Source organism: Arthrobacter sp. NPDC055138 (genome assembly GCF_053607305.1).
This window is the reverse complement of the sequence record NZ_JBSGTH010000001.1, coordinates 670,129-688,003: the sequence shown is the minus strand read 5'-3', so window position 1 is coordinate 688,003 and position 17,875 is coordinate 670,129. Positions and strand designations below refer to the sequence as shown.

Genomic DNA, 17,875 nt, shown 5'->3' with positions numbered 1-17,875 from the left:
CGACGGACGGACGGCTAGGACGCGGGGTCCAGGACGAAGTCGTACGTGGTCTGCACGCCGGTGCCGGATTCGGCCGGCTTGATGTCGAGCATCAGTTCCGGCTTGACCGCGGTAGCGATGTCGTCCTCGTTGTGCGGGTCGCCCGGGAAGTACAGCTGGGCGGTCAGCAGTTCGTAGCCGGGTGCGGAGACCTTCAGGTGCAGGTGGGCCGGACGCCAGGCATGCCAGCCGGCGGCGGCGATCAGCTGGCCGCAGGCGCCGTCGGTTGGGATCTGGTACGGCGCAGGCTGCATGGTGTCGATGTGGAAGTTGCCCTGCTCATCGGCAATGAAGGCCCCGCGGAGGTTCCACTCCGGAATGCCCGGAGCGAACTGGGAGTAATAGCCCTCTTCGTCGGCGTGCCACAGCTCGATCTTGGCGTTCGGCAGCGGCGAGCCGTCCGTGGAGCGGACCTGGCCCTGGAAGAGCAGCGGGGTGCCCTTTTCATCCGGGCGCATGCTGATCTTGGCCGGCGACTTCTGTTCCGGAGCGTCGGGAATGTAGTACGGCCCCTCGATGGAGCCCTTGTTGCCGTGGCGGTGGCTGGTGGCTACGTCTTCCACGGAGTGCTCGACCCAGACGTCCAGGAACAGCGGCCATTCGCCGTCCTCGCCCACCTTGATCAGCCACGCCTTGAAGGCGTTGTACTCGTCATAGGTCACGCGCTCTTCGAGCACGATGTCATTGACGGCCTTGACCAGCTTGCTGGCCAGCAGGTTCACCCGCTCCTGGCTGGCGTGGACCGCGCCGGTTTTGCCCGACTGGCGGAAACGGTCGGTAGCGGCGCTTCCAGAGGCTGCTGCACTGGCGGTGGATTCGGTGGACATGGCGCTCCTTCGTGGGGTGGCGGTGGTTGAGGTGGGGTGTCGGCGGCGAAAGCCGGCGGTGATATGGGTCTCAATGTAGGCCCGGGGCATCGTCGAGGGAAATACCTATTCGCCCGCTATTGAGACCCGTCCGATATGAATCCCCCGGCGGTCACTTGATGGAGTTGGGATGCTTGGCCAGCGGCGTGACCTTGATTGTCATGTAGGGGTACATCGGGAAGCCGCTGAGAATTTGGTGCAGCTCGTCATTCGAGGCGACGTCGAACAGCGAGTAGTTGGCGTACTCCCCCACGACGCGCCAAATGCCGGCAAACCGGCCGTCCCGCTGCAGGGCCTGCGAGTACTCTTTCTCCAGTCCCTGAAGCCGGGTGACCTCCTCTGCGGACAGGTGTGCGGGGAACTGGACTTCCATTCGGGCGAGGAACAGCATCGGTGAATTCTCCTGGGTATTTGGTGAAGGGGTCAGGACAAGCGGTACTTGGCGAGTTTGCCCTCGTCGATGGCAGCGCCGACGCCGGGCACGTCGCGGACGGAAATGGTTCCGTTTTTAATCCGGATGGGCTCGGCCAGCAGGTCGTCGGCCATGTCCAGGAAGTTGGACAGCTCCCCGGCGCGCCGGCTGGTGGCCTCGTGGGCGGCACCGAAAGTGACCGTGGCCAAGGATCCGATCTGGGTGTCGATCTGGTTTCCCATGGTGACGTCCACGCCCAGACCGGTGCACAGGCCCAGGATCTGCTGCGCTTCGGTGAACCCGCTGCGGGCGGTCTTGATGCAGATCGCATTACAGCCCCCGGAAAGCAGCTCGCGGGAGACGTCCCCGGCGGTGGGGACGGATTCATCTCCCACAACCGGGATGGGAGATTTCTCCACCAGCCGGCGCCGGCTCATCGTTTCCTTCGCGTCGCAGGGCTCCTCCAACAGGCTCAGGCCGAGGCCTTCGGTGCGGCGCAGGACTTCGAGGGCTTCATTCGCGGTCCAGCCGCGGTTGGCATCCAGATAAATGTCGACGTCCTCGCCCAGCCCTTCCCGGAGCACATGGCACGCCTCAATGTCCAAGCCCAGCGGCCGGCGTCCTACTTTCAGCTTGAACGTGGTGATCCCGTACTCCTCGCCGAACCGCAGGGCCTCGTCCAGCAACTCCTGGGCGGGACGGAAGCCCAGCATGTGGCTGACGCGCATGTGGTCCGTGTAACCGCCTAGCAGCTTGTGCACCGGGGTTTCCATGGCCTTGCCCATCAGGTCCCAGAGGGCAATGTCCAGCGCACCCTTGGCCACCTGGTTGTGGATGGTGCGGTTCAGCACTGCATGGATCTTGCCGCGATCCAACACGTCCAAGCCGGTCACCTGCGGGGCGAAGACCTGTTCAACGATGGCCACGATCGAGGCCTGGGTCTCGCCGTAGGTATACGGGCGCGGCGGCGCATCCGCTACTCCCACCAGCCCGGTGTCCGTGTGGACGCGCAGGAGCACGTGGTCCGCCGTCGTCACCTCGCCGCTGGCGAACTTCAGCGGGTGCGTGTAAGGGATGGCATAGGGAATGGCCTCAATCCGCTCAATCTTCACGTGCGGTTCCTTCCGGGACAGTGGATGCTTCGAACAGGTCTACAAAATTTTTGATCAGCGGGGAATCGCTGCCGCGCCGCCATGCCAGCGCCAAATCCACCGCCGGGGCGTCGCGCAGCGGGCGCAGCACCGTGCCCTGCAGGGCAAACACCCGGCGCGTCATCGGCACCAGCGCCAACCCCATGCCCGAGGCGACGAAGGCCAGCAGGGTGGAGGTCTCACTGGCTTCCTGCACAATCCGGGGCCGGAAACCGATCCGACGGCAGGCGTCCATGAAGATGCCGCACACGGCCGAGGTGCGCGGATAGGAAACGAACTTCTCACCGGCCAGGTCTGCCAGCTCCAGCGACCCATGTGACGCCAAGGGATGGTCTTCCGGAAGCGCAACGACCAGCTCGTCCTGTTCCAAGAACCTCAGCTCAAGCTCTGCGGACCGCACCGGCGGACGCAGCACGGCGACATCAATGCGGTTTTCCTCCAGCGCCCCTTCCAAGGCAGGAGTGAGCATTTCACCCAACACATGGAGCTTCAATCCCGGCAGCCGGCTGCCGGCCGTCTCGACGATGCGCGGCATCAACCGATAGGTGGCCGATCCAACCACGCCGACCCGCAGCACGCCGCTGGCTCCCTGGCCCACCAGCTTCACGTCCTGTCCCAGCTGGTGGAGCTCGGCCAGCAGCCCGCGGGCCCGGACCAGCAGCAACTCCCCCGCCGGCGTCAACTCCACCTTGCGGGTGGTGCGGACCAGCAACTGGGTGCCCAACTGTTCCTCGAGCTGTTTGATCTGGTGCGAGAGCGGCGGCTGGGCCATGTGCAGGCGAAGCGCGGCACGACCGAAATGGCGCTCCTCGGCCACGGCCACGAAGTATCGCAGCTGGCGGGTCTCCATGCCGGGCCTCCTGTCCGTTCCGAGCGCAGCCTCGTCGCTGGCTTCTGACCCACTTTAGGCCCGGGAATTAGGCAGGTAAAATACTTAGTTTCCCGCCACTGATACATGCTGCATATCAATCTCCGCCTCACGTAGTGCCGCCGCTCATTTTCCTCCGTGGCCGAGGCAATACAGGGGTGGGGCGGGAACTATGACTCCGGACGTATCAATGAGGCCCAAATAAGTACTTCTGTTCGCCAAGTCACCTGACTACGGTTATGTGGTCCCCGTCGCACAACCAAGGACGATTGATGTCACAGGAAACCCAGAACCGCCCCGAGGCGGCCGAAGCGCGCCCCGGCGGCGACGCTGAACAGACCACAGCCCCCGAGACCCGGACCGGCAGGAAGCTCGCAGCGCTGCTCACCGGGCCGCTGGCCGGGCTGGCCCTTTTCTTCATCCTGCCGGATTCGCTGGCGTTCGAAGGCCGCGCCGTCGCGGGCTGTGCGCTCTGGATGGCGATCTGGTGGATGACCGAAGCCGCCCCCATCCCGGTGACCTCACTGCTGCCGCTGGTCCTCTTCCCGCTGTTCGGGATGGACAGCATGGCCAATGTTGCCGCGCCCTACGCCAACCCGGTGGTCTTCCTGGTGATGGGCGGAGTGATCCTCGGCCTGGCCACGGAGAAGAGCAACCTGCACCGGCGCATCGCGCTCCTGACCATCCGGGCCGTCGGAACCCGCCCCGCCCAGATCGTCCTGGGCCTGATGGTCGCCTCGGCCATGATCTCGGCCTGGGTCTCCAACACCGCCACGGCCGTGATCATGGTGCCGATCGGCGTCTCCATCCTGCAGTTGATCCGCAACATCGACCGTGACGCGGTGGACGCCAAGTTCGCCGCGGCCATGATGCTCGGCATCGCCTACGGCGTCACCATCGGCTCCATGGCCACCCTGATTGGCCAGCCGCCCATGGCGCTGATGGCCGCTTACCTCGGTTCGGAACAGAACTACGAGATGCAGTTCGGCCAGTGGATGCTGGTCGGTGTGCCGTTCGCTGCGGTCATGCTGTTCATCGCCTGGTTTGTGCTGACCAAGCTCGTCTTCCGTACCCGGCTGGAGCAGATTCCCGGCGGGGCACAGCTCATCCGCGACGAAATCGCGAAGCTCGGGGCCATGACAACCCCGGAGCGGCGCGTCGGCGCGATCTTCCTGGCCGCCATTTTCTGCTGGGTGGCAGTGCCCTTCATCGCCCAAATTCCCGCAGTCGCCCAGGCCCTGCCCTTCCTCGCCACCATCTCGGACACGCAGGTGGCCATGGGCGCTGCCATCGCCTGTTTCCTGGTCCCGGCCAACAAGCGCTCGGCCGGCAAGGGATCGGCGCCGCTGCTGCAGTGGTCCTCGGCCCGCGACATCCCGTGGGGCCTGCTCCTGCTGTTCGGTGGCGGCCTCTCGCTCTCTGCCATGTTCACCTCAACCGGCCTGTCAGAATGGATCGGCAACCAGGTCGGCGGACTCAACGGCATGCCTCCGGTGGTCATCGTGCTGGTCGCCGCGGTGGTCGGCCTGGGCCTCACCGAGCTCACCAGCAACACGGCCACCGCGGCGGCATTCTTCCCGATCATGGGGGCCGTGGCCGTGGGCGTCGGCGTCGATCCGCTCCTGATGACCATCGTCATGACACTCGCTGTCTGCTCGGCCTACATGCTGCCCGTGGCCACGCCGTCGAACGCGGTGGCCTTCGGCTCCGGCGAGGTGTCCATCAAGCAGATGGTGCGGGCCGGCCTCTGGCTGAATCTCGTGTCCTTGGTGCTGATCGTGGTGGCGCTCTACACCCTGCTCCCGCTGGTCTTCGGCGTCAGCCTCTAGACCTCGCCAACCCCCATCACGACGGCGGTGGGCCGGCTCTTGGAGCCGGCCCACCGTCATGTGCAGCGCCGTCCGCCTGCCAGTTCCCCGCACCGGGTAGGGTGCCGGTGAAGCCATTTACCGCAGAGCCGGAGGAACGGGACAGATGAGAAGGATGCTTGGCACGCTGATGTTGGTGCTGGCCGGACTGCTGGGCGCAGCCCCGGCCGCGCACGCCGTGACTCCAACCGAGGTGGTTGTGGAGGACACCGCCGGCGTACTTGACCAAAACACGCTGCTGCCCGCCGTGGAGGCCATCGACTTCTACGAGCCGACCAAGGTGGCCATCTACACCTACAACGGTTCCGACTCCGCCAACCTCAACGAAGAAGTGCTTCGCTTCGCCCGCGCGGAGCATCCGGAGTGGCTCAGCGCCGATGGCCAGAAGTGGGCGGACGGACTCTTCATCTTCGCGCTGGACCCGGTGGGCCGGTGGGCCGGGACCTATATGGGCGAGGACCGCAAGATCCCGCTGGAACAGCGCGAGGACATCCAGGAAGCGACCAAGGAACTGTTCCGCGATGCCCAGTGGACGGACGGAACGATCGCCGGCATCGAGCGCGGCGCGGAATTGATCAACCGCCCGTGGTACCGCTCCGGGGCCTTCATCGGCAGCCTGTGGGCCGCGGGCATCGCCGTCGTCGGGTTCTGTGGAGTCCGCTTTGGTGTTCGCCGGCAGAACCTTGCCAGAGCACGCCGCGAGATCGAACGCGGAGACCGCAGCTTCTCCAACGTGTCCATGGATCTCGACGCCACGGAGGTCAATGCGAACACCATTCCTCCGATGTCTGAATACGGCTCGCGGGTGTTGGAAAAATACCGTGGCTTCATGACCGGCTACACCGAAGCCAGCAAACTCAATGACAGGGTCCATGCCATGGGCGAGAAGGAGTTGAAGTCGGGCAAGAACGTCAAGACGGCGGCCGAGTACGCGAGCATTGCGACGGAGCTGGATGCACTGGATGACATCATCGCCGACACCAACACGTTCCTAAACCTGGCCTCCGGATGGGAGCGGGCCTGGGACCGGCAGCTGGCGCCCCTGCGCGAGGATCTGGACGGCATCGATTCGCTGATCGAGGAGGGGCCGGAAACTGCAAGGTCTGCGGCAACGGCTGCCGCCCTGCGCTCCTTCCGCGACCGTACCCGGGAGGATCTGGAGGACTGGGCCGCCGGCCTCGCCGACGGAGGGATCACTCCGGACACGGCCCTGCGCCTGATCCAGGACAGCCGGAGCGAATTCACCGAGCTGCTCAAGGCACACGCGGACACGGTCATCGACGCGTATGCAAAGACGTCGTCGGAGAAGGACAAGATGCGCGAGGACATGGACGAAGAACTCCGCAGCGGAGACCGCCGGTCCTCCCCGACGATCCTGGACACGGTATACCCGCCGTACATGTTCTACTCCGCCTACTCCTTCAACGCCGGCTACAGCTCGGCACAAAGCAGCGTCGATTCTTCGCGAAGCAGCGGCAGCACCACTGGCTATGGCAGCAGCGGCGGGAGCTTCAGCGGCTCGGGCAGCTCGTCCAGATTCTAGATCTTCCGGTCGAGCAGCTTGAGCTCTTGACGACGCCGCAGACGTGAGTATATTTAAGGCATCGCTTACATAAGGAGTTGCTTACATGGCAGGGGGTCAGGATCCGCTGAGCCTGGTCTTTGCCGCGCTGGCGGATCCCACCCGCAGGGCCATCCTGTCCCGGTTGCGGCAAGGTTCGGCCACTGCCGGCGAACTCGCGGAACCGTTCCAAATCAGCCGGCCAGCTGTTTCACAACACCTGCGGGTGCTGGAAAAGGCCGGCCTGATCGAACGGACCGCCGCCGCGCAGTGGCGAAATTGCACCCTCCGAACCGAACCTTTGGACGACGTTTCGACCTGGATTGACCGCCACCGAGGTCTCTGGAACGAGCGCTTTGATTTGTTGGACGAGCGGCTCCGTGAACTCAAGGAGAAGACCAAGATGACTGAGCAAACCGCTACCCAGGACAAGCAGTTCACCATCACCCGGATTTTCGACGCATCACGCGGGAGCATCTGGCGCGCGTGGACCGACCCGGACGAAGCCGCCCGCTGGTGGCACCCCCGCGAAGTCGCCAGCCCGCGCGAGTTCGTCCGGATCGACGCGAACGTCGGCGGAACCTATGAGTACAGAATGATCGCTCCCGACGGCAGCGAATATCCCACGGCCGGGCAGTATCTCGAAGTGGTGGAACCGGAACGGCTCGTCTTCACGTGGGCTTCGCCCGGCGACCGCGTTGAAGATTCGCCAGTCATCACTGTGCAACTGGCCGAGCTTGAAGGCGGCCGCACCGAGATGACCTTCCACCTCCGCGGCATTGCTGGCTTCGCCGGAGATAACAATGTCTTCGACGGCTGGAGCGAGGCACTGGACATCCTCCAGGAGCAGCTCGGCTGACTCCTTACTTTGACATCTCCCACGACGACGACGGCGGCGTCCGGCCACGGCCGGACGCCGTCCAGCATGAAGCGGGTGTCCGGCTTCTGACCCACGAGCCTACGGAGAGGGGCGCAGAGGCCCCGTCGATGTAACGATCGGTCACACAGGTCGTCAGGCAAAATTTCTCGGGATTTTTCGACCATTTCCAAGGAAACCGGTTTACTCTAGGCCGCAGGGGATTTCGCCAAGCAGCCAATGGGGGCAATCATGCGGAAAAATCAGGAACGGCACGACGACACGTCATCCGAAACGATGGAGCGGATGGGCCCAAAGCCCCTGCACGGGATGGGCAGGGACATCGGCATGCCGAACTTGGCCGCGGCCCAGATACCCGGGCCGGGAACCGCGCATGTTGTGGCAGGCGAGGACCGACGATTGCCGGACGACGCAGCTGATCCGATGGAGCAAGCGGGCCACCTGCAACAGCCGCGCCGGAACCGCAGTTGGATTCCATGGAGCCGCGGAACCGGCCGGCACCGCCTGGCCTGAACAGCCCTCGGCTCGACACACAACAGAAACGGGGCGAGGCCCGCGGCCACACCCCGTTTCTGCGTCCGTGACGTCAGCGGATGAGTGGCTCAACCGGATAGTCCACGACGACCGCACCCGCTGAAGCGTAGTTGGGCACATCCGCCTCCACAGCCTGGCCTTCGGGTGACGACATCGCGGCAATCATGTCATCCCGCGAGTCGAAGTCGGCCTCGAAGACTGCAAAGTACGGCGACGCCTGTCCGGAGACCCCAAACGAATAGCTCGATCGCCTCAGGCGGGGCAGCTTTGCTGCCAGCGGCAAGTGCTTGTTCACGTAGTACTGCTCGAAGGCATCGCGATCGGCGGGCTCGGGATACAGAACTAGAAGTTTGTGCATGATGGCTCCTTTAGAGAAGTTCACCGGTGGTGGAGAACGAGTTGGGAATACGGCGCATGCCGACCAGCGCTAGCACGCTGATGATGCAGAACAGGACCATGAAGACCGAAACGGCAAAGACGGTCCCGGTGGCCCCGAAGAGTGCAGTCGCAATCAGCGGGGCGAAGCCACCACCCAGGCAGGCACCGAGGGCGTAGGAAAGCGAGACGCCGCTGGCCCGCAGCCGCGCCGGAAAGAGCTCGGCAAAGAGTGCTGCCTGCGGGCCGTACGTCGCGGCCAAGCCGAAGGTCAGGATGATAACGGCCAGGATGATCAGGGCGGCGTTTGCTGTGTTGAACAGGGCAAAGAAGGGGAACGCCCACGTGATCAGGAGCGCGTAGCCCAGGAAGAAGACCTTCCGTCGGCCGATCTGGTCGCTGAGCCGAGCGAACAGGATCATCGACCCGAACCACGTGACACAGCCGATCAGCAGGACATCGAGCATAAAGTTGCGCTCAAGTCCCAAGGCCGAGGTGCCGTAGGAGGTGATGAACGCCAAGAAGATGTAGCCGACGGCGTTGTTGCCCAGGAAGGAGAGGACCGCCAGCATTATGCGCTTCTTGTTGGACCGCAGCAATTCCGCGAACGGGACCTTTTCCAGCTCCGAGGTCTTCTCCAGCTCGCGGAAAACCGGGCTTTCATCCACCTTCATGCGGATCACGAAGCCGATGACCACCATCAGGGCGCTGAGGAGGAATGGAATGCGCCAGCCCCAGGCTTCAAATTGGTCATCCGCCAGCATAAAAGTGGCACCAAGGATAATCACGTTCGCTAGGAACATGCCGGCCGGGGTGCCAAGCTGCACGTAGTTTCCGAACACGCCACGCTTGTTAGCCGGCGCATGTTCCACCGCCATCAAGGCGGCGCTGCCCCATTCCCCGCCGGCGCTGAGTCCTTGCAGCAACCGCAGCGCAACCAAAAGGATCGGGGCCATGACGCCGATCTGGTTGTAGGTTGGCAGCATTCCTATCAGCATGGTGGCCACGCCCATGAGCGTCAGCGTGATGACCATGACCCGCTTGCGGCCTATCCGGTCGCCGAGATGTCCGGCCAGGATCCCGCCCAGCGGCCGAGCGACGAAACCGACGGCAAAGGTGGCGAACGCCGCCATTGTTCCTGCCAATGGGGAGATATCAGGGAAGAACAGTTTGCCGATGACCAGCGCCGAGGCGATCGAGTAGACATGGTAGTCGTACCATTCGACGCTAGTGCCGATGGCGCTGGCCAGGGCGACGCGTTTCTTCTGTTTGTCCTCTACTTTGACGACCGGCAGAGTGGATTCCGTTTGCATTCCTTATTCCTCACAAAGTGTCCTCAGGGCGCAGAGGCTGCACCCTGAAATCCGAGCACGCCAGTCAGGCGCGAAGTTTTTCCCAATAGGTCATCGCCGCGGCGTGATCGACGTTGCCCAAATCTTCGAGCGCGGCGTTCAGGGTCTGGGAAACTGCCTGGCAGACCGGGGCAGGATGGTCCATGGCAGCGGTGAGACTCCTCGCGATGCCCACATCTTTGGCGTAGAGGCCCAGCGCGAATCCCGATCCGAAATTGCGGCTGACCACCTGCTGGCCCAGCACATTGGTGGTGACCCAACTCTGGCCCGTCGAGGCGTTGAATATGTCCACCATGGTCTGCTGGTCGAGCCCGAACCGCTCCCCGGCCACTAGGGCCTCGCAGGCCGCTGTGGTGGCCGCGGCGGCCACATAGTTATTGAGCGCCTTCATGGCGTGGCCGCTTCCAAGCTTCCCGGTGCGGAAGATAGTGGAGCTTAGGGCATCAATGACCGGGAGCGCCCGCTGGATGGCTGCGTCGTCGTCGCCTCCCAGCATTATGGCCAACGTTCCTTCTGCAGCCTTCACCACGCCGCCGGAGACGGGAGCGTCCACGAGCGAGACACCGACCTCCGCCAGCCGATCTCCCAGAAGGACAGTCTCGGTGGGGTCCGACGAGCTCATGTCGACGACGACGGCTCCGGCCGGCAGATGGCCTGAAATTCCGTCGTCCCAGTCGAAGAGCGCAGCCGCCACGATTTTGCTCGTGGGAAGCATGGTGACGACGACTTCTGCGCGGGCGAAGTCGGCTGGAGTTGCGGCGGCAATGCTTCCGGTTTCGACGGCCACGGAGTCACGGACGGCGTGGTTCGCATCGTAGAGCACGACGTCGTATCCGGCTTTGGCGAGATTGCGCACCATCGGTGCACCCATGTTGCCAAGACCGATGAAACCAACAGTTGCCTTAGACATTGGCGGCGTCTTTCCCTCGTGCTTGGGACAGAACGTCCTCGGCGGCACGGAATCCATCCATGGCCGCGGGAATGCCGCAGTAAAGGAACGAGTGAAGCATGACTTCGCGGATTTCTTCTTCGGTCAGTCCGTTGGCGAGGCCGCCCTGTAGGTGGATACGTACCTCGTGGGACCGTCCGAGCGCCACCAACATCGCCAGCGTGATGAGGCTGCGGGTCTTCTTGTCCAGTCCCTCACGCTGCCAGATATCGCCAAAGCAATACCGCGTGACCACTTCCTGGATCTTGTCATTCAGGTCGTTGGTGTGCTCCACCTGGTTCTCAGCCCCTGCGGGGCCGAACATACTCCTGCGGAGTTCCAGGCCGACGTCGTACAAATTGTCCTTGATCATGTTTCTCCCTCTGTCCCGAACCTTGGTCAGCTTGCTGCTGCCGCGTCGATGTCCAGTATGGTGACGCGGTCCACCCGGCGGCTTGCCTGACTGCGCAAAGTGGTTGTTCCTGCACGAAGCACACCGCCGGCCTCGGACGGTGCGCGCAACGCTCTTGACTCAGCGTGCAACCATGGCGGGACTTCACCTTTTCACTACCTCAATAGTTATGGTGGAAGGAACTATGACCCGCATCACGCCCACGGGGCGGGTCCAGTCAAGGAGTCGTTGTGGCATCAACAGGAATCAAAGTCTCGCCGCTAGGCGGAGCAAACACCTTCGAGGCGAACACGTTCGAAGAGTGGCAGCAGCGCATGTCGAACCGCTTCGTCCGATTGCAGATCAGCACCACTCGGCCCCGCGACTTCCATGCCGTTCTGCATGGCCGCAACTTCGACGAGGTATCGCTGTCCAGGATCGAGGCGGACGCGCACCAAGTCGATCGGTTGCAGGACTTCATCTGCCATGGGGAGTCGCGCTATTTCAAGCTCAGCATGCTGCTGGGCGGGTCCGGAATCATCATCCAAGATGGCCGTGAAGCCCTCCTCCGGCCGGGAGACATGACCATCTACGACACGAGCCGCCCATACACCGCCGCATTCGACGACGGCTCAGACAGTCTGGTCATGGTCTTCCCTCAGGAAATGCTGAGTGTCCCCAGTGAAAGCGTTGCTGCCCTGACTGCCACTCCGCTATCCAGCGGCAGCAGAATGGGAAAGCTGATCGGACCGTTCCTGGGCCAACTGGCGGAGAGCCTGGATGGAATCAGCGGCCACAGCGGCATCATGCTCGCCCACAACACTTTGGATCTCATCAACACCCTTATTTACACCGAGTTGGATCTCGGGACACAACCTACGGATCCGCGGGCGCATGCGCTAGCTGAGGTCAAGGACTTCATTGAGCGACATCTGGGCGACAGCCGGCTCAACCCGGCGGCGATCGCTGCTGCACACTACATGTCCACCCGCAGACTCCACTATCTGTTTGAAGACACCGGTATGACCGTCACCAACTGGATCAAAGCTCGACGGCTCGAACGATGCCGTCTGGATCTGATGGATCCGGCCCTCGTCTCGCGCACGATCACACAGATCGCCTCGCGGTGGGGTTTCATCGATTCAGCTCACTTCAGCAGAGCGTTCAGAGCAGCCTTCAACATCTCACCCAGCCAGTTCCGAGAGCAGGACCGCGCGGCCTCCAGCGTGGCCGCCGCCGATTAGCCGCCAGCCCGTGTGGGGAGTCTTGCAGCGTGGACTCAACGCACCTTCGCCCCATTGCCACCAGACAGCCGCGGCCCCCTTGCCTTAGCGCGGGGACTCACTTCGGCGGTCTCTGGCTAAAAGCCTCAAGGCGCGCCTGCATCTCCCAATAGGAGGTGGCGGACGGCAACTGGCCGCCGTCGCGCAGCGTTGTGGCAGTGTTGACGGCCGCATCCACGGCGGCGCGGTACGGCAGGGAGCCCGAACTCACCCGCCGGATGCCCAGCTCCCCCAGCTCGGCAACGGTCAGCGAGGGATGTGCCAGCACGTTGACCGGCAACCCGATCCCGGCGGTGATGCGCCGGACGCCCTCAGGGTCTGCAAATCCGGGGACAAAGATTCCGCCGGCTCCAGCGTCGGCGTAGGCATGCGCCCGGAGCAGTACAGCGTCCACCGTTGCTTGCTCGGCAAACCAGAAGTTGTCCACCCGCGCATTGACGAAGACGTCCGGGGTGCGTTGTTTGATGGCGGCGATCTTTGCGGCCAGGGCTGACGGCTCCACCAGATGCCCAGCTTTGCTGTCCTCGATGTTGATCCCGGCCACGCCGTGGGCCGCCAGTTCCGCCACATAGCCGGCAACCTCGTTCGGGTCGTCCGAGTAGCCGTCTTCGATATCCGCCGAGATGTGGACCGGCAACCGAGCCAACTGCGCCACCAGGGCAGCCGTTGCCGTCTTGCTGGACCCGCCGCCATCGGGCTGGCCCGTGCTGGCCGCAATGCCGAAGCTGGTGGTGCCGACGGCGGGGAACCCGGCCTCCGCAAAGGCCAGGGCCGAGCCGACATCCCACGCGTTCGGCAGCAGCAGCGGCGTACCCGTGTGGTGAAGTTCCAGAAAAGTGGCCATGTCAGTCCGTCTCGGGCCGTCCGTCAAAGGTGAATTCCCGCCATCCTACAAGCGGGGCCAACGGGCGCAAGCGACCCTCACGCCTGAAGCCCGATGAATGACTAGGACAGCACGTCCTTGGTGCTGAAGCGGCCATAGGCGAGGGCGCAGAAGCCGGCGATGTAGCCGCCTTGGAGAAGGGCGTTGCCGCCGAAGGCATCCCAGGAGATGGGCTGGCGGAGCAGGTCGGCGAAGTCAAGCCAGTGGTAGGTGAACAGCCAGGGGTGCAGCCAGTCGAGCTGCGGCAGGGCGCCGACGATCTGGGTGACGACGGCGAGCACCGCCGTCGTCGCCATGGCCCCGACGGGGACCTCGGTGAGGGTGGAGATGAAGAGGCCGATGGCGGCTAGCCCGGCCAGCGACAGTGCGACGTAGGCGGCAACCAGCAGCAGTCGGATCAGGGATTCACCGACGCCGATGGTGTCGCCGGACAGGAGCGTCACCGGCCCGGTGCCGAAGAGGATGCTGCCGATGACCGCGCCGGCCACCACGATGGCGAGCGCGGCCGCAATGCAGAAAACGACGGCCGCACCGTATTTGACTGCCAGCAGCCGCAGCCGGCCGGCCGGGGCGGTGAGCAGGTAGCGCAGCGTGCCGTGGCCGGCCTCGCCCGCGATCGTGTCGCCGGCCACCACGCTGATGGTCAGCGGCAGGAACAACGGGATGGAGACCACCAGGCCGGTCAGCGCGACGAACAGGCCGTTCTGCGTGATCTGGTTCAGGAACGGCGGGCCGCCGCCGGGCCCGCCCTCGTCGGCAGCGAGCCGGACGACCACGGCAATGAGCACCGGGACGGCGGCCAGGGCCAGCAGCATGGCCCAGGTCCTAAGCCGCCGGAACAGCACGCTGACTTCGGAGCCGAAGAGCGCCCAGCCGGCGGATCGCTCGCCATTGGCAAGCGGAGTCGTTGATGGGCGGGGGCTTACCCCTGATTCGCTGTGCACCTCGGCGATGCGGGGACCGGCCTGCTCATTGGCGGCCGCCGCGGGAACAGACTGCGCGTCACTGGACAACGTCGAACCCCTCCCCCGTCAGTTCCACGTACCGGTCCTCCAAGCTGCCCGCCTCCACCACGAACCCGCGGATCCGCACCCCGTCCGCCACCAGCGCGGCGGCGATGTCCTCGGGCAGCAGCTCGGGACGGTTCATCGGAGTGCTGACGTGCCCGTCGAGTGCCGCTCCCGGCCCGTCGGGTTCCAGTCCGAGCCGGCGCAGCACGCCCCGGGCGGCCTCGGTGTCGGGGGTCTGGATGCTCAGGTGGGTCAGGCCCACGCGGCGCAGTTCGTTCAGGGTCCCCTGCGCCACCAGCTGGCCGGCGCGCATCACGGCGGCGTGGCTGCAGATCTGTTCCACCTCGGAGAGCAGGTGGCTGGAGACGAACACCGTGGTTCCTTCGCCGGCCAGTGAGCGCACCAGGCTGCGGGCCTCACGGGTACCCTGCGGATCCAGCCCGTTGGTGGGTTCGTCCAGTACCAGAAGTTGGCGAGGCATCAGCAGCGCGTTGGCGATGCCCAGCCGCTGCTTCATGCCCAGCGAATAGGCACGCACCTTCTTGTTGGCCGCATGCGTCAGCCCGACCCGCTCCAACGCCTCGCCGATCCGGCGGCGGCGCGTTGCTGCCGGGGCGTACCGGTCGGCGGTATCCAGCCGGTGCAGGTTCGCGGCGCCGGAGAGGAAAGGGTAGAACGCCGGGCCTTCGATCAGTGCCCCTACCCGCGGAAGCACGCTCCGCAGCGACCCGGGCATGTCCTGACCGAGGATCCGGATGCTCCCGCCGGTGGCGCCGGCCAGCCCGAGCATCACCCGGATGGTGGTGGTCTTCCCGGAGCCGTTCGGGCCCAGGAAGCCGAAGACCGAGCCGTGCGGCACGGCCAGGTCAAGGGAGTCGACGGCGGTCTGCCGGCCGAAGCGTTTGGTCAGTCCAGAAGTTTCAATGGCCAGCGCGGCAGAAGTGCCGCTGCCGTTCACCGGCCCTCCGCGGCTGCCTGCAACTGCCCCAGCGGAACGGAGCCGGCGAAGACGCGGCCGTCGTCGGTCAAGTAGACGTTGACCAGCGACGTGGAGATCAAGCGGCCGCCGTCCACTGCTTGCGTGGCCTGGGCCAGCAGCGGAGAATCCGCCCAGCCGTCCGGCAGAGCCGCCGCGGGAACTTGCGTCACAGTTTCCCAGCCGGTGCCGTGCTTGGTGACCTGATCCCGAGCGCCCGCACCGCCGTCGTTGCCTTTGTGCTGAGGCATCATGGCGTCCGGGCTGTGCTGCGGCACCGCGTGCTCGGTCACGGTGGCGCCGGCCGGCGGGGTGAAGTCGAACAGGTTGGCGTCCGGCGCCCCGAGGGTCAGCTTGGTGTAACCCAGCTGGAACGCCGGCTCCTGCTGTCCGCGCGCCTGCACTTGGACGTTCAGCGGAAGGCCGGTTTCGGCATCGATGGCCACCACCATGGACCCGACCAGCGTTTCGGTGCTGTTGGGCTCCACCACCAACTGGTACGCGCTGCGGCCGGCGACCGAGGTGTCGTCGCCGACGGACACCTTGGATTCCGGCGTGATGTTTTGCAGCAGGTGATCGGCGAGCCGCTCCGGCGTGTACTCCTCGGCTCGCGGGGAAGCGCCGCCGTCGGATTTTTCCCCCATGCCAGTCGGCAGGGTGAGGCGGACAGCCTCGTTCTTCTTCGAGTCGTAGAACCAAGCCGTGCTTCCGTTGCGGATCACGTCACGCTCGGCAAAGCGGTCGAAAACCTGCAGCCGCGCCCGGTCCGGGCCGTCCAGATAGACGCGGGCGGAGTGGGAGCCGGTGAGCAGTGCGAGCGCATCCGCCACCTGGCCGCCCTCGCCCGCGGGCTTGTCCTGCGGCAGTTCGGGAAGCCCCAGCGCGGAATCCTGCACCACCGTCCCGGCCAACTCCCGGACGTCGCTGCCCGCCGCCATCTCCAGCAACTGCTGCGGAGTTTTGTCCGGCAAATCGGCGGCGGCGTTGGCCTGCAGCGAACCGGTGAGCACGCCGCCGGCAATCACGGCAGGCACGACGGCGGCTGGCAGCCACCGCTTCCAGGTCCGGGCCATGTCACATCACCTTCCGATGCTGAAGCGCTGGGTCCCAGACTACGCCCGCCGGAGGCCGCGGTCACTGGGCAAGCGAACCCGGACCGTTGGACGGCACTCGGCGAACTTGGCGCGGCGGCCGGGATCGTGATGTGCATGTGCTTGTACCCGCCCGGGGCCCGTGTTGTAGTTGACGCACGCAATGAACATACGGATACTCCGCGGCTCGGCGGCGAACCTGCCGGCGCTGTGGGGCATCCTGAAGCCGGCCACTACCCAGGCCGGCAGCCGGAGGAGTGAGTGACGATGGTTGTGCAGCGCTTGTTGCCAACGGAGGAAGCGCAGGACCTGCTCGAGCTGGTGCGCGACCTCGCCGCCCGCGAACTGATACCGCACGCCGCCGCAGCCGAAGAAGCCGAACGGTTCCCGCGGGAGGTCTTCCGGACGCTGGGGGAAGCCGGGCTGCTCGGCCTCCCATACCCGGAAGAGTTCGGCGGAGGCAGCCAGCCAGCCGAGATCTATCTGCAGGTCCTCGAGGAACTCGGCGCGGCTTGGAGCAGCGTGGCCGTGGGCGTCAGCGTGCACGCCCTCTCCTGCTTCCCGCTGGTGCACTTCGGCAGCGATGCGCAGCGCAAGACCTGGCTGCCGGACATGCTCTCGGGCGAAACTTTGGGCGCCTATTGCCTCTCCGAGGCGCACGCCGGCTCCGATCCGGCGGCGATGCGGACCCGGGCCGTGCCGCACGGCGACGGCTATCTGATCCGTGGCGCGAAGGCCTGGACCACGCATGCTGGCCAGGCCGACTTCTATACGGTCATGGCCAGGACCTCCGACGATCCGCGGCGCGGGGTCTCGTGCTTTCTGGTGCCGGCCGACGCCGCCGGACTGACTGCCGCGCCACCGGAACACAAGATGGGCCTGACCGGCTCCACCACGGCCACCATGCATTTCGACGACGTGCACGTTGCCGCCGACCGGATGATCGGCGAGGAAGGCCAGGGCCTGGCCATTGCCTTCGCCGCGCTCGATTCCGGCCGGCTCGGCATTGCCGCGGTGGCCACCGGGCTGGCGCAGGCCGCGCTGGACCTGGCGGCGTCCTACGCCAACGAACGGGAAGCGTTCGGCAAGCGACTGATCGAGCACGAGGGGCTGGCCTTCCTGCTCGCCGACATGGCCGTGGAAACGGAGACCGCACGGGCCGTGTACCTGTCCGCCGCCCGGTTGAAGGACGCCGGACTGCCGTACGGCCGGGAGGCCTCCATCGCCAAACTGGTGGCGACGGACAATGCCATGAGCGTGACCACCAATGCGGTGCAGGTGCTGGGCGGGGCCGGCTACACCCGGGACTTCCCGGCGGAGCGGTACATGCGCGAGGCGAAGGTGATGCAGATCTTCGAAGGTACCAACCAGATCCAGCGGCTGCTGATCTCCCGCCAACTCACGCGGTAA

18 protein-coding genes are annotated in these 17,875 nt (G+C 65.2%); 6 read left to right on the top strand and 12 right to left on the bottom strand.

Annotation, left to right across the window (positions count from 1 at the left end):
* Positions 1-14: 14 nt before the first annotated feature.
* The 4 genes from catA to ACWF5H_RS03280 all read right to left on the bottom strand — a co-directional run bounded on the left by catA (position 15) and on the right by ACWF5H_RS03280 (position 3,318).
* Positions 15-866: a catechol 1,2-dioxygenase gene (gene catA, locus ACWF5H_RS03295; RefSeq protein WP_452034819.1), complete on the bottom strand. Its 852-nt coding sequence runs from the start codon at positions 864-866 to the stop codon at positions 15-17.
* A 151-nt stretch (positions 867-1,017) separates the two neighbouring features.
* Entirely contained in the window at positions 1,018-1,296 is a 279-nt protein-coding gene (gene catC, locus ACWF5H_RS03290) for a muconolactone Delta-isomerase (protein WP_452034818.1), read from the bottom strand.
* A 32-nt stretch (positions 1,297-1,328) separates the two neighbouring features.
* Positions 1,329-2,429: an enolase C-terminal domain-like protein gene (locus ACWF5H_RS03285; protein WP_452034816.1), complete on the bottom strand. Its 1,101-nt coding sequence runs from the start codon at positions 2,427-2,429 to the stop codon at positions 1,329-1,331.
* Positions 2,419-3,318, bottom strand: coding sequence for a LysR substrate-binding domain-containing protein (locus ACWF5H_RS03280; RefSeq protein ID WP_452034815.1), 900 nt, complete (start codon positions 3,316-3,318; stop codon positions 2,419-2,421). The genes ACWF5H_RS03285 and ACWF5H_RS03280 overlap by 11 nt, the downstream gene beginning before the upstream one ends.
* Positions 3,319-3,608: 290 nt before the next feature.
* Here ACWF5H_RS03280 and ACWF5H_RS03275 point away from each other — a divergent pair, with 290 nt between their 5' ends.
* The 4 genes from ACWF5H_RS03275 to ACWF5H_RS03260 all read left to right on the top strand — a co-directional run bounded on the left by ACWF5H_RS03275 (position 3,609) and on the right by ACWF5H_RS03260 (position 8,155).
* Entirely contained in the window at positions 3,609-5,165 is a 1,557-nt protein-coding gene (locus ACWF5H_RS03275; protein WP_452034813.1) for an SLC13 family permease, read from the top strand.
* A gap of 145 nt (positions 5,166-5,310) precedes the next feature.
* Complete coding sequence (locus ACWF5H_RS03270) at positions 5,311-6,747, top strand: DUF5129 domain-containing protein (RefSeq protein WP_452034811.1); 1,437 nt, start codon at positions 5,311-5,313, stop codon at positions 6,745-6,747.
* Between the two features lie 85 nt (positions 6,748-6,832).
* Positions 6,833-7,624 (top strand): metalloregulator ArsR/SmtB family transcription factor, encoded by a 792-nt coding sequence (locus ACWF5H_RS03265; RefSeq protein WP_452034810.1) that lies wholly within the window; start codon positions 6,833-6,835, stop codon positions 7,622-7,624.
* Between the two features lie 249 nt (positions 7,625-7,873).
* Entirely contained in the window at positions 7,874-8,155 is a 282-nt protein-coding gene (locus ACWF5H_RS03260) for a hypothetical protein (protein ID WP_364652029.1), read from the top strand.
* 73 nt (positions 8,156-8,228) lie between these two features.
* Here the strand turns inward: ACWF5H_RS03260 and ACWF5H_RS03255 are convergent, their stop codons facing one another.
* The 4 genes from ACWF5H_RS03255 to ACWF5H_RS03240 all read right to left on the bottom strand — a co-directional run bounded on the left by ACWF5H_RS03255 (position 8,229) and on the right by ACWF5H_RS03240 (position 11,204).
* On the bottom strand, positions 8,229-8,534 hold the full coding sequence (locus ACWF5H_RS03255) for an EthD family reductase (RefSeq protein WP_452034809.1): 306 nt from the start codon (positions 8,532-8,534) through the stop codon (positions 8,229-8,231).
* A gap of 10 nt (positions 8,535-8,544) precedes the next feature.
* Entirely contained in the window at positions 8,545-9,864 is a 1,320-nt protein-coding gene (locus ACWF5H_RS03250) for an MFS transporter (protein WP_452034807.1), read from the bottom strand.
* Positions 9,865-9,928: 64 nt separating this feature from the next.
* Entirely contained in the window at positions 9,929-10,813 is an 885-nt protein-coding gene (locus ACWF5H_RS03245) for an NAD(P)-dependent oxidoreductase (RefSeq protein ID WP_452034805.1), read from the bottom strand.
* Positions 10,806-11,204: a carboxymuconolactone decarboxylase family protein gene (locus tag ACWF5H_RS03240; protein ID WP_452034804.1), complete on the bottom strand. Its 399-nt coding sequence runs from the start codon at positions 11,202-11,204 to the stop codon at positions 10,806-10,808. The genes ACWF5H_RS03245 and ACWF5H_RS03240 overlap by 8 nt, the downstream gene beginning before the upstream one ends.
* Before the next feature lie 269 nt (positions 11,205-11,473).
* Between ACWF5H_RS03240 and ACWF5H_RS03235 the strand changes: the two genes are divergently transcribed.
* Positions 11,474-12,466, top strand: a complete 993-nt coding sequence (locus tag ACWF5H_RS03235) for an AraC-like ligand-binding domain-containing protein (protein ID WP_452034803.1) — start codon at positions 11,474-11,476, stop codon at positions 12,464-12,466.
* A 97-nt stretch (positions 12,467-12,563) separates the two neighbouring features.
* On the opposite strand, the gene ACWF5H_RS03230 is transcribed toward ACWF5H_RS03235, so the two are convergent.
* The 4 genes from ACWF5H_RS03230 to ACWF5H_RS03215 all read right to left on the bottom strand — a co-directional run bounded on the left by ACWF5H_RS03230 (position 12,564) and on the right by ACWF5H_RS03215 (position 16,447).
* Complete coding sequence (locus ACWF5H_RS03230; RefSeq protein WP_452034801.1) at positions 12,564-13,349, bottom strand: isocitrate lyase/PEP mutase family protein; 786 nt, start codon at positions 13,347-13,349, stop codon at positions 12,564-12,566.
* Positions 13,350-13,450: 101 nt separating this feature from the next.
* Positions 13,451-14,401 carry an ABC transporter permease gene (locus ACWF5H_RS03225; protein WP_452034799.1) on the bottom strand — a complete coding sequence of 317 codons (951 nt, stop codon included), beginning with the start codon at positions 14,399-14,401 and terminating at the stop codon, positions 13,451-13,453.
* The gene (locus ACWF5H_RS03220; RefSeq protein ID WP_452034797.1) at positions 14,391-15,356 is read right to left on the bottom strand and encodes an ATP-binding cassette domain-containing protein; all 966 of its coding nucleotides are present in this window, start codon (positions 15,354-15,356) and stop codon (positions 14,391-14,393) included. The genes ACWF5H_RS03225 and ACWF5H_RS03220 overlap by 11 nt, the downstream gene beginning before the upstream one ends.
* Positions 15,353-16,447 carry a LolA family protein gene (locus tag ACWF5H_RS03215; protein WP_452034795.1) on the bottom strand — a complete coding sequence of 365 codons (1,095 nt, stop codon included), beginning with the start codon at positions 16,445-16,447 and terminating at the stop codon, positions 15,353-15,355. Before ACWF5H_RS03215 ends, ACWF5H_RS03220 begins: the two co-directional genes overlap by 4 nt.
* A 285-nt stretch (positions 16,448-16,732) precedes the next feature.
* Here ACWF5H_RS03215 and ACWF5H_RS03210 point away from each other — a divergent pair, with 285 nt between their 5' ends.
* Complete coding sequence (locus tag ACWF5H_RS03210; RefSeq protein ID WP_452035334.1) at positions 16,733-17,875, top strand: acyl-CoA dehydrogenase family protein; 1,143 nt, start codon at positions 16,733-16,735, stop codon at positions 17,873-17,875.